9 protein-coding genes are annotated in these 12,388 nt (G+C 33.5%); 7 read left to right on the top strand and 2 right to left on the bottom strand.

Annotated features, from left to right (window positions below):
- From ACJMLH_RS01220 to ACJMLH_RS01195, 6 genes are all read left to right on the top strand, one after another.
- On the top strand, positions 1–278 hold a 278-nt coding region (locus ACJMLH_RS01220), incomplete at its 5' end, for a transcriptional regulator (RefSeq protein WP_405274116.1).
- Positions 279–395: 117 nt separating this feature from the next.
- A complete protein-coding gene (locus ACJMLH_RS01215) occupies positions 396–920 on the top strand; it encodes a nitroreductase family protein (RefSeq protein ID WP_405274115.1) in 525 nt (174 codons plus the stop codon).
- A 133-nt stretch (positions 921–1,053) separates the two neighbouring features.
- On the top strand, positions 1,054–1,779 hold the full coding sequence (locus ACJMLH_RS01210; RefSeq protein ID WP_405274114.1) for a hypothetical protein: 726 nt from the start codon (positions 1,054–1,056) through the stop codon (positions 1,777–1,779).
- Positions 1,780–2,522: 743 nt separating this feature from the next.
- Positions 2,523–3,641: a tetratricopeptide repeat protein gene (locus tag ACJMLH_RS01205; protein ID WP_405274113.1), complete on the top strand. Its 1,119-nt coding sequence runs from the start codon at positions 2,523–2,525 to the stop codon at positions 3,639–3,641.
- A 90-nt stretch (positions 3,642–3,731) separates the two neighbouring features.
- Positions 3,732–4,355, top strand: coding sequence for a hypothetical protein (locus ACJMLH_RS01200; RefSeq protein ID WP_405274112.1), 624 nt, complete (start codon positions 3,732–3,734; stop codon positions 4,353–4,355).
- 380 nt (positions 4,356–4,735) lie between these two features.
- Positions 4,736–4,924, top strand: coding sequence for a 50S ribosomal protein L40e (locus ACJMLH_RS01195; RefSeq protein ID WP_405274111.1), 189 nt, complete (start codon positions 4,736–4,738; stop codon positions 4,922–4,924).
- A 91-nt stretch (positions 4,925–5,015) separates the two neighbouring features.
- Here ACJMLH_RS01195 and ACJMLH_RS01190 read toward each other — a convergent pair whose 3' ends face one another.
- A complete protein-coding gene (locus tag ACJMLH_RS01190; protein WP_405274110.1) occupies positions 5,016–7,286 on the bottom strand; it encodes an ABC transporter permease in 2,271 nt (756 codons plus the stop codon).
- 704 nt (positions 7,287–7,990) lie between these two features.
- Between ACJMLH_RS01190 and ACJMLH_RS01185 the strand changes: the two genes are divergently transcribed.
- Positions 7,991–8,140, top strand: a complete 150-nt coding sequence (locus ACJMLH_RS01185; protein WP_405274109.1) for a hypothetical protein — start codon at positions 7,991–7,993, stop codon at positions 8,138–8,140.
- A gap of 81 nt (positions 8,141–8,221) precedes the next feature.
- On the opposite strand, the gene ACJMLH_RS01180 is transcribed toward ACJMLH_RS01185, so the two are convergent.
- The gene (locus tag ACJMLH_RS01180; protein ID WP_405274108.1) at positions 8,222–11,845 is read right to left on the bottom strand and encodes a right-handed parallel beta-helix repeat-containing protein; all 3,624 of its coding nucleotides are present in this window, start codon (positions 11,843–11,845) and stop codon (positions 8,222–8,224) included.
- Positions 11,846–12,388 lie beyond the last annotated feature (543 nt).

The following is a 12,388-nucleotide window of genomic DNA, read 5'->3' as shown; positions in this document are numbered from 1 at the left end:
TGGAACTATCAGATGAACTTTGGGCTGAAGTGGGATTTGTCATCCGATCTAAAAACAGGGCAAAAGTAATGAAATCCCTTCAGGGCGAGGTTAAGATACCTTCAATGATTGCAGTTGAAACAGGCATCATTACAAATCATGTGTCCAACAATCTAAAGGATTTGAAAGATCATGGTCTTGTTGAATGCATCAATCCCGAAGCCAAAAAAGGCAGACTGTACCGATTAACTGACAATGGAAATAAAATTGTCGATAAACTTGATAATTTTCAGGTTTAAAGAATTTGACCATTATACAATGCATGAATGCTTGAAGAAATCTCTTCAATTCATTCAGTATAATGGTTTTTAGCAATACCAAAAAGAATAATTGCATCACCAACCAAAATCATTACCATGAACATATCAGAAATTTTTGAAAACAGAAGAAGTGTGCGCAAATATGATGATACTCCGATTGATGAAGAGATCCTAAAAGAGATTTTAAAAATCGGAATAACTTCTCCAACAGGAAACAATCTCAAGACTGTTGATTTGATTCTCATTCAGGACAAAAAGACAATAATTGAACTGTCAGAGATTAGAAAGATAGGCACAAAACTTCTAAAAACAGCCGGTGCGGCTATTCTTGTTATCGCAGATTCCTCCAAAAGCAATCTGTGGATTGAGGATGCATCAATATCAATGGCATACATGCACTTAGCTAGTGATGCAATGGGTCTTGGAAGCTGCTGGGTTCAGATGAGAACACGTGAAGACGTCAACGGAAATGGTCTGGAGCAGGTCCTTCAGGAAAAGTTCAATATACCAAAGCACATGAAGCCTCTTGCAATTCTTGCTCTTGGAAATATCGATAATCATCCTAAAGTAGTGAAACAACGGGAAGTTGACTGGCAGAAAATACATGATGAAAAATACTGATTAAAAAGATAATATATTATTCTAAAATTGTTATAAAAGATTATTTTTAGGATTCACGACTTTAAATTCAATATTTCTTGATATTTTTTCTAAATATTTATATGCCTTTATGATAAAAATATAAAATGATTGCATGAAAAAACTGATTAAAATTTTATTGGCAGTATTGGTTTTGCTGGTTATTTTTGCAGGAATAACTACTTTTACACAGCAGAAAGTTCAACCGGACACTCCTATTTTAGATGAATACACAACAATAATTGGAAACAACTCCAACGGTACCGTTTATAAAATAACATGCGGCAATGAATCATCAAACGATACTGCAATACTGATATTGGGAGTTCATAGCCTTGAAGGCGGCATTCACAATGCCACAAATGATACAATTATAAAGTTCACCAAGGAAAACAATCTGAGTAAAAAATACATCGTATACTTCATCAAACTTAATTTCAAGGACAGCGGAATGAATATCACGGATTATGATACCAACAGGCACATGGGGGAATTGCTTGCCCATGAATATGTTGTTCCGGATATCGAGACTTATGATCCTTACGTTGTTGTTGATGTTCATGAAATGGAAAGCTATTGGGATTTACAGAGATATGTGGGTATAATAGATAACAAATCAGCAGAAAATAATGAATATGCTTACAGGATTAGTGAAATTACTGGTTATCCAATAGTTACTGTCAATGCAGGTACTTCACCTGAATGGGTAACAATACCTATTGAAAAAAACAATCATAATGTGATTCTGTTTGAAACCGCCCAAAGTGACACTCAGGACAATAAGACACTTACAGCAATTAATCTGATTAATGCCATTGATAATTTGCCTGTCTATGGATAAAAATAAAATAAGAATAATTGAACTCAATTTGAAAATGTTAAGGTTAAAAATTAACCAAAACATTTTCCCAAAAGACGTCTATTGATTAAATCGTGTTTTTTGCGTTTTTGCAAAAATCAAATTAATATTATTCAGCTTTTTGTGCAAAGATGTGTAAACCAAATAACAATCCGCTTAATCAGATTTCTACATTAAAAAATTGTATTATACTTTAATCAATATTTGATACAATACCCTAGGGTGAATATTGTTTGCAGAAAAACTCGAAAGTTTTTCCAATTAAATATCTGATTTTTATATTATATAAAGTTAACATAGCTATCGGCTATTCAAAACTTATTTTTCAAAGTTTTGTTCGTCATGAATAGGATAAATTATTAGAATATAATTGTCATTTTAACAGTAGATTATAATTCAAAAAGGAGTATTCTATTGGATAAAATAAGTGATTTCTGTTGTATATTGTCAAATCGGTGGTTGTTATGGGTCTTTTTGATGAGTTTTTTTTTCATTGGATTTGAATCCTAAATTTTTAAAAAATTTTTGATTTTAAAATCACCATGTTTTTTCAATTTGAATTGTAATCGTGATTTTAATATTGGAAGAAACATTTATATGCATCATTTTACTAACATTTTATTAACAAAATATGTGGTTAAACTATCATTCAGGAATGATTCTGACTGACAGAAATGAAGGCTTTGAAATGTTAAATTAAATAGCTAAACGGGAGGGATACTTTAATGCCGGTTAAAAAACTGCTTGATGAATGCAGAAGATTATACAATGAGAGTAAATATATGCAAGCCATTAGGACATGCGATGAAATTTTAGATATTGATTTCAATAATGAAAGGGCATTGGGATATAAGGCAAGATGTCTGAATCTTCTGGGTAAAAATGATGATGCGCTGACACTTTTAAACAATGCCCTGATAATGTATCCCAAAAACACATATTATTTGGATTTAAAAGCAGATGTATTTATGGATTGGGAGGAATACGGCAAGGCCCTTGACTGTTATGATAAAATATTTCAGATAGGAGTGGATGATGAAAGAGATCTTGATTTTTTGAAAAGGACATATGAAACCTGTCTTAGCTTAAGATGTGACCAGCTGATAGAAATGGAAAAATATGCAGATGCATGGAAATGCTATTGCCTCCAGCTTGAAATGAAATCAGCCAATCCTGATAAATCAGAGGCAATTGACAGCTTTAAAAAACACGTAAGGCAATATTCTCCACTAATCAAAAGCAGACATTATTATGTAAAGATATCATCAGATGAGGGGAAGTTGAAATTAATCAGATTCCTTAAGGAAAACGGATTTGAAAGCCAACATGAAGAAGGTTTACTGTTTTCAATTGACGTTGTTGATAAAACATACAATTCCGTTTCAGTCGATAAGGTTGGTGACGCCGACATCATTTCCGAGTCAAAATTCTATGATAAGATAAATTATTGTCCCTGGGATAAGATTGTGCACAAAAGGATATTCGATGAGTATGGAAACCTCCTGTATGAGGGAAATACTCTTCACAATTCACCATATGGATTCGGAACAGCCTATTTTGAAAACGGCAATGTATACAGGGAAGGAATATTTGACATCAAAGGAATTGTTCTGGGAAAGGAATATTACCCTTCAGGACAGCTTCGCTTTGAAGGCCAATGGAGTCTGACTAGAGGTTATGGACCTAATGCACCCTATGACGGCAATGCATATGGTGAAAATGGAGAGCTGATATATTCTGGGAAATTTGAAATCAAAAGGGGAGGTGTAGGATGTCCTATGATTCAAAAACCGAAAGGATTTCCCCGTGAACAGAAGCACTGTCCAAAAATCAATTATCTCTAATTTTCTGTTTTACATACTGTTTTCGGGCAATCCCATTTGTCCGATTGTGAAATGGAAAAATATATAATTAAAAATGGTTAAATTAAATTCATGGGATTTGATCATTTCAAAAGAGGCTATTGGAATCAGACACAGGAACACAACAAGAAACTGATACGAAAAAATGGCCTTCAAAACAGATTGGGCATTTTGAACTTTGAATTCAATCGCTTTCTGGTATCCAAAAATATTCTGTTACACAGGGATCTGATTACTCAGGAGCTGATTGATGAGTTTAAACTGGACCATGGAATGGAATCGGTTAAATCCGAAACACCAATTCCTGAGGAATTTGAAATTCTTAAAACCGAAACTGAAGATTTAATGGCACAATTTAATTTAAAGCAGGAAAAAACTCGTGAAATTATTGAAAAGCGTTTTCCTTCACCTCAACTTACCAATGAAAAGTTCAATTCAATCATTGACAGTTCCGAGAGAATATTTACCAAAAGGGCAGACAGGATAATGCTCATGATTAAATCGGCCGATGAATATTCTCCTAAAATTGAAGGGGAAATAAAATCGAACATCACCGTGCTGAAGCAGATTATTAAAAAACTGGATTTGATTACAGATGAATTGCTTGTCACTATGTCTGCGGATGAAAAAAATGAAGTGGATGAGCTTTTGGACGAATTTGAATTTTTAACCGCTTCGATTAAAGATTATGACTAGTTTGAAGCTAAACTGTTCGGACAAATGTATTTTGTCTTTCAATGGTACTCAGACAATATAAATTGTTTGGGGAAAATCCGAAAAAACTTATATAATATTTTATACATAATTTAATATCTCTCGCCTTTAAACAGGGGCGAGTCTTCATTACTTTTTTTTATTTTTACTTGCAGGAATCTGCAAAGCATCTTAATTCATCATTTTTTAATCTGTTTTGTATTTTTAACCAATTTCAACATTTGATTTTTTGAAATTGTTGTGTATACTCCATCAATGCCTCCCATAAAGCAAATCCTTTAAGTGATTTAAATATAATTCGAAATAAATTACCATTTAAGTTTACAGCCTTATTGGGCTGACAATTAAAAGGAGGTATTAGTATGAAGAGTTTTGACAAAAGTCTGTTGACTCCAGAAGGGATAAAAGCAGCCGCAAACAGAAATTTAAACGTTAAAATCTGTTTAAGATGTCATGCCCATAACTCAATTAGGGCTGTGAAATGCAGAAAATGCGGCTACAAAAACTTAAGAGTCAAATCCAAACAATCTGATAAAAAACATAAAGAATAAACATTATTCTCTTTTTTTATTTTATTTTTTTTATATTTCATCCAAAAACTATTTTTGACGTTCTGATTTAACTGGTAGAATGAATTGAATATTAATCTGTTGCTTTTAATGATTCAACCATGTCCAAATTCTTGATTTTATTTGAAAACATCAGATTTACAATTATTGACAGTGAAAATGTAATTGCAGCAGATAACAGAAGATTTGTAATAGTTAATGAAGGTATCACATAAAATGAAGTTCCTGAAGATGACCACATTAAAGTTAGGACATATATGCCTAAAGGCACGCCTAGTATAAACCCAATAGTTGTAAATATCAGGTTTTGTGTTAACAGCAATCTTCTTAAGGCTTTGCTTTTAAATCCGAGTACCTTAAGTGTTGCAATTTCCCTTTCAATTTCTGTAAATGACAGCAATCCTAAATTATACAGAACGACGACTGCCAAAATACATGCGAAGAATGACAATATGTAAATGTACAGCCATACTGTTTGGGTTAGTTCGTCCCAGCTCTTTTCAATATCATCAAGTGTACTGGTTGTTTTAAAGCCGTCATATGTTTTGTTCACATGCTGTGAGGTTATGATACCGGTTGTAGTGTAATTCAATCCCAATTCATCCAATTTATGTGGGGACATAATTAAACCTTGTTTTATAGGATCTGCATGGATTTTGTCAATTTTTGTTTTAACCCATTTGTCGGACCCCATAATGTGCCATTCAACGGTATCGCCAATACCCACATTTAACATATCTGCCATTTTTTGTGAAATTGATAATTCATCGTTTTCGATTTCTATTTTATTCTTATCCTTGTCCGTGTGCGTTATCAAATCCGTGCTGTTTAAAACCAGTAAATCTCCCAATTTATTCGTTTCACCTGTTTCGAGTTCGATGTTCTCTTCCATTATTTTTGCTCCGTTAACATCGCTGAGGGCTTTATCAATCTGTGATACTGATGTATTATCATCTATTATTAATTTTGAATCATAATGATTAATTTGACCATATTCCCATTCTTTTGTATCATTCATCCCGTCATATAATCCAAATGAACCAATTAAAAGTGCACTGCAGCCCATAACTCCTATAACAGTCATGATGCTTCTCATTCTATTTCTTTTAATATCCCTATAATTCCAGCGGAAATTGAATGATAGCTTTTTCCAAATATTCAATCTTTCAACGAATCCTGATGTTGATACTTTAGGCGCCTTTGGCCTGATGGCATCTGAAGGTCTTTCATTTGAAATGCTTGAAACGGCATAATATGAAACTGCAAGTGAAAATATAACCATTAAAACCACCAAATATATAAAAGTCATATTTCCGGCGGAACTCCATACAGGCAGACTATATGATCTAATCATTGACGGATAGAATATTTGAGGTATTAGTATCGGCCCCAAAATCAGACCTAAAATGGAACCTGATAATACTAAGAAGAATCCATATGATATATAATGCAGGATTATTGTACTGTTTTTAAATCCGTTAGCTTTCAATATGCCTATCTGCATTCTTTGATGTGTGATTATCCTTGTCATTGTTGTCAAAAGCATTAACATTGAAACAATGATGAATACAAGTGGGAAAATATCCGCCATCATTTTGTGTCGGGCAATTTCTTCTGAAAACTGATAAACACTTGGGTGGTCTGCTTGCTGAACAAATGTACTGTAATATCCATTTAAACGATAATCCAGTAATTTGGCAAATGTGTCTGGAGAATCTTCAAATTTAACGTTTAAAACATTATACGGGACTGTTTCTTCAGGAAATGCTTTATAAGACATGTAAGCAAAGCCGATTTTATCGTAATCGGGCATTAATGAATAAGGTGATGCATGAAAAACGTATTCAGGTGAATATCCCAATCCTTTGATTTCCTTCTCGATAACGTATCCTTCACTTTCAAAACTGATGCTGTCTCCAATTTTCAATCCTTTGGCTTCAGCAAAGTTTTTATCAAGCCATACTCCCTCACTGTCATTAATGTCCAGTGGCTTGCCTTCCAATAAATAGAATTTGGATATTGTATTGTTTTCTACAAAGTGCAGCGTAATTTCGGGGTCATTTTCAAAGTTCCCCACCGAATCGACAACCAGCTGCCTTTCCATTTGTGTAGTCGGACCTAAAAGATTCACCTGTTCGAGAAAGAGATCATTTAGGAAAGGTGAGTAAATCCAGCCATCGGCCAGGTTGGTTTCCTCATAATAATCTGCAATGTTGACTTCAAGACCAATGTATTCACCACTGACGCCTGTAAAAACAAAAACTCCTAAAAATGCCATTAAAAAAATAGATATGAATTGGGCTTTATGTTTTAGTATGTCTCTCACCATTTTTTTTCCAAGCATTTACTCACCATATATAATTTTCGGCCTTTCAGATTCAATTTGACCATTTTTTTATTCTAATCACGTATCTTCATCTTCTGTTAGGATTTCAGTTTTTACAAAATTTGGCAGCTGTATTCTGATTGCTGTTTATTCATTAAGCAAATTCAAAATCAAAACACATGTTTTTAAGCCATAGCCCTAATTTTATCACATAAATACATTTATTGTCTAGCAATTGAATTTCAACTGATGTGTTGGTTAATCATGAATTCTTAAATGGTATAAAAGTCTTAATTTACTGAAAACAGAGTTTTTGGAAAACGTTTCAAGTTTTCATTCATAAATTGAGAAGTTTGCAGTATTTATTGCTTTTTAATGTATTTTTGCTCTTGTATAAGTTTTTATACTCAATATTGATATTCATTCAAATATTCTATAATTTATATCTAACTTATCATATATTAAATTTTGATTTTTTGAATTACACTGGTTTTTTTCCAATATTTTTTCACTTCAAAAAAACTGTTTTTTAGTACTGTTGAATTACCCTTACTTTTGCTAATTTTTTCAAAAAAACATTAGATATTTATTATATCATATAAAAAAATTGATAAATTTTATAGTCTTATAACAATAAACATTTAAACTAAATTATATCAAGGGGGAGGATTTTTTTTTGAATTATTGTACAATTAAATTTAAATTTGATTTAATTAATTGTCATGAGATTGGATGAAATTCCTTTGAACGTCAACGGTAAAGTGGACAAGCGTGCTTTGCCTGATGTTGACAGGGTGAGTCTTCATGCAGAATATGTTGCTCCAAGGGATGAAAATGAAAAAGAAATTGTTGAATATATCAGTTTTATATAACATTATCAATTCTGATGTCTCTTCCAATTTGAGCAATCTTCTGCGATAGTTTTTGGATAATTTGATTAGGAGTTTACAGCCTTAACGTTTAAAAATGCCTCCCAATCCGCCTCCAACTTTATTGACTGATGAAATGTTTATGTCGTCATCGTTTTCAGCCCAAATATTATCGCCTTCATTTGCTTTATTGCCGTCAAACGTTACGCCATCTCCCCGGATTATGCCGGTATCTTCGTTATATAATGCCCCTCCCCTGTTGTTTGAGATGTTATTCCTGAAAGTCACGTTATTTATTGTTATTTTACTTTCTGTTTTAGGAGGTGCAAAAGGATTATTTCCTATTCTTAAGCGGAGATTGTATATTCCTGCCCCGTCATCGGCCTTGTTGTTTTCAAATGAGGTGTTGAATAGCCTTAAGTAATTTCCATTATATATTGCTCCTCCTTTTGAAGCTGTGCTGTTTTTTATTGTTGAATTTGTGATGTCAATGGATCCGATAATTTCGTATATCGCTCCACCTTCACCGGCTTCATTTCCGTCAAATACGCAATCAAAAATTTTTATGGTTCCGGAAGAGCAGTGTATAACTCCACCCTCTTTAGGACAGTTATTATCTGTAAAAGAGGATTCATATATTTCAATGTTTTTGCAGGAATTGTTATATATGACTCCGCCCCTATGTGTAGATTGGTTTTTGTTAAATTCGGAATTTCTTATTGTCATTGAATCACAGTAATAGAGATTTATGGCCCCTCCATACATTGCATTGTTGTTTTCAAATATGTTGTTGATTACAGTTATTCGGCTTTCCTGATGTGATTTAATGGCTCCTCCGCTGGTTGATGAAATATTGTCTGTGAATCTGGTGTCAATCAGGTCTAATTTTCCTCTGCAGTTGAATATTGCTCCGCCATCTCCTTCACTCACATTCCCTATGAATCTTGCGGAAGTTATGTGCAATTCATTTCTATTGTAAATTGCGCCTCCTTGGCTGTCCTCAGATACATTGTTGTTGAATTTTGCATTGCTGATTGTAGTTTTGGAATTTTTATATGTATATATTGCACCGCCAAGTCTTCTGGTTATATTGTTTTCAAATTTAACATCGTTTAAAGTCAGTTCCCCATAATTGTTTATTGCGCCACCGTTGTTTTCTGAAACGCCGTTTTCAAAATTACAGTTTTCAATTGTGACTTCGCCGTAGGCGTTATTGTGTATGATTCCTCCACCATTCAGTTTATTTTCATAGTTTTTGAACACAAACCCGTTTTTGAAATTGATATTTTTAAGGGTGATGCCTTTTGCGGTAATCAGAAATATTCTTGAATTTCCGTCTCCGTCAATTGTTTTGCCGTTTCCGTCAATGACCAGTCCGTCAATGTCCAATTCAATTCCGCCTTCATAGAAATCTTTTTCATTAACATCTAATATGATGTCTTCGCTGAGAGTAATCTCATTTGTTTCGCTGTTATGAATCAGTTTATCCAGATATGTGAAATTGAATCCTTCTTTTAGTATTCCTCCCACGGGGATAATTATCCCTTCACATGAAATGTGCTCTTTGAAGTTTTCTGGCAAATTTTTTAGGTACAGTTTTCCTTTATTGGCTATGCTTTTACCTTCATTCTCAATTTTAATGCCATTCAGGGTCATTTCTGTTTCATTGAATATGTCGGAGGAATCTGGCTGTTTTGCATGATTGTTTTTAAATGATGCTCGGGTTATGATGGAATCTCTTCCTCTGTTATTTATTGCGCCATATTCGGTAGTGTTATTTATTATATCTCCATTTATAATAATCAAATCGCTTTTTTCATCATTCAGCATAACGGAACTGGTAGTATTGTCTTTAAAAGTTGAATCTGAAGATTCAAAATAATCGTTTGTATAGATGACTGCGACATCAGAGGCATGATTTGATATTTCACAGTCCCTGATTTCGATTTTGCCTTCTTCATTGTTAAATCCGGCGCCCTGGCCGGAATTGTTTTTTTCAAAAATGCATTCTTGAAACATTGCATTTCCGCCCATTCGATTATACACTGCACCGCCCTTTTCTTCAGAAGTATTTTCCCTGAATTGTGATTTGATTACTGTAATTTCTTTAATATTTTCAATTGCACCACCTGTTAGAGCGGAATTCTGGCTGAAAATGCAATTGAAGATTTTTGTTTTTGAACTGTTGTATATCACTCCTGAATTTCTTAAGGAATTTTCATGGAATACTGAATTTTTAATCACTATTTCAGTATCATCGTACAATGTATCTATAATCCCGTTATATCCTGTGTTTCTTTCAAATCTGCAGTTTACAACTTCCAGCGGACCTGAAGGTTCAAATATGCATGATCCTGACACTCCCTCATTTTCATAAAAATTACAGGATATCATTTTTGTTCCGGTATTTATAATGCTCTGATCAGCTATTGCTCCTCCCCAATTTCCGGAGGTGTTTTTAATGAAGGTCACTTCTTCCAAAAGCAGGTCGTTGTTGTTATATATCGCTCCGCCGCTGTTTCGGTCATAGCCATTTTTCAGGGTAATGTTTTTTAATGTAAATGGCTGGTCGACATAGAATATTCTCAACTTTCCCCTTGCATCAATGCTGTGGCCGTTTCCATTCAGGACGGTTCCCTGTACATCTATTTGGATACCTTTCTCAAATTCTGATATTTCACTGTCATCCAGAACAATGTCTGAATCCAGAATGATTTCACCGTCATAATATTTCAAAAGCTTGTCGAGATATGTGAAATTCCTCCTTGAGTTATTCAATTTTTCCATGAATTCATCAAAGGCTGAACTGTTGAATCTGCAGTCATCAAATTCTATGTGATAGACATTGTCAAAGGACCGGTATTCTTCACTATGAACAGACATGCGTTTGAATGAGGAGAAACTGACGTTTTTGAATTTAATATTTCCTGATTCCTGATAGTAATCACATCCTCTGCCATCCGAATGATTTTCACTGAACTGTGTGTCGGTTATCTCCGCTTCGGTTGAGATGCTGTTTATTGCCCCTCCGATTGGTGAGGTGTTATTCTTTAATATGGAATTGGTGAGTGTCATTTTGTTGATGTTGTGTATTGCACCTCCCTTGTTTTGGCAGTGGTTGTTTTTGAATTCGCAGTTGTCGATATTTAAATCGCTGTCAAATGTGCTTAAAAGTGCTCCCCCATACGCCTTTGAGGAATTGTTTTCAAATAGGCAGTCCCTGATGTTTAAGTCTTCCCGGTTTCCAACAGCCCCTCCGGAATCATCTGAATGATTGCCTGAAAACTGCACATTAATCAGGTTTAAATTATTCCATGCATATATTGCTCCGCCGTCATCTTCACAGTATCCGTTGATTAGAGTAATGTTTTTAATCGTTACAGGTGAAGCTATTCTAAAAATTCTGGCTTTTCCTCTTGCATCTATAGTATAGCCATTACCATCAATAACTATGTCATCTGAGGTAATATAAATTCCGTTTTCATACTCGGAGGCTTCATCGTCATCCAGAATGATGTCTGAATCAAGTTTGATATTTTTCTCGCCTGAATTAATCAGGGATTCGAGGAATGTGAAGTTTGGTCCTTCTGTTTTCACCGGTTCTTTTGGAATCTCATTTTCTATAGGTTCAGAGTAGGTTTCAGTTGAGGTGTTTTCATTGGAATTTTTGCCTAACTTGAGCGCTTTTTTGAATCTGTCGAATACCATGTTTATACCTGCCTTTAATAATTAATTAAATATATGAATAGTATTGATTAATAAATGCATATCAAAAATATCATTAATTTAAACATTTTCATTTTTCGCTTTCATTAACCGTCCTTTTTACACAGTTTTTTGAATTGTTCGGTTGTGTTTTCATTTTTCATCATTGTGGTGATATACAATTTAGAAAAGTTTCTGTGTTAATGATAGATTAACCTAATTAATTTTAATTTTTTTTAACCATAACATTAACATTTTAAATATAGCTATCATAATTTCACTAGAAAATCTATTGTATACACTTTTAATCAAAGCTACTTTTAATAATTCGGCCACTTCATTTTTGTAGGAAAACTTATGAGTTGACGGGGGAAATTTAACCTCTGCCATATAAATTTCTTTCAATTTCATCGTCTTTTGCATGCTGTTATTTTTAATCATTGATTATTTTAAGATACATTTGCAATGGTATTTTATATTTTAATCAGCCGGATTTTTCATAAATCATATAATAGCATAATTATTAATTTTAAGCTAATTTATTTT

Source organism: Methanobrevibacter sp. (assembly GCF_045116495.1).
Taxonomy (GTDB): domain Archaea; phylum Methanobacteriota; class Methanobacteria; order Methanobacteriales; family Methanobacteriaceae; genus Methanocatella.
The sequence above is the reverse complement of the archived record's forward strand: the minus strand, read 5'-3'. Positions and strand labels throughout refer to the sequence as shown.

Bases quoted from the DNA above. Each gene is read 5' to 3' on its own strand.
- ACJMLH_RS01190 (WP_405274110.1), bottom strand. From the start codon at position 7,286: ATGCTTGGAAAAAAAATGGTGAGAGACATACTAAAACATAAAGCCCAA.
- ACJMLH_RS01185 (WP_405274109.1), top strand. From the start codon at position 7,991: ATGAGATTGGATGAAATTCCTTTGAACGTCAACGGTAAAGTGGACAAG.
- ACJMLH_RS01205 (WP_405274113.1), top strand. From the start codon at position 2,523: ATGCCGGTTAAAAAACTGCTTGATGAATGCAGAAGATTATACAATGAG.
- ACJMLH_RS01200 (WP_405274112.1), top strand. From the start codon at position 3,732: ATGGGATTTGATCATTTCAAAAGAGGCTATTGGAATCAGACACAGGAA.
- ACJMLH_RS01215 (WP_405274115.1), top strand. From the start codon at position 396: ATGAACATATCAGAAATTTTTGAAAACAGAAGAAGTGTGCGCAAATAT.
- ACJMLH_RS01210 (WP_405274114.1), top strand. From the start codon at position 1,054: ATGAAAAAACTGATTAAAATTTTATTGGCAGTATTGGTTTTGCTGGTT.
- ACJMLH_RS01195 (WP_405274111.1), top strand. From the start codon at position 4,736: ATGAAGAGTTTTGACAAAAGTCTGTTGACTCCAGAAGGGATAAAAGCA.
- ACJMLH_RS01180 (WP_405274108.1), bottom strand. From the start codon at position 11,845: ATGGTATTCGACAGATTCAAAAAAGCGCTCAAGTTAGGCAAAAATTCC.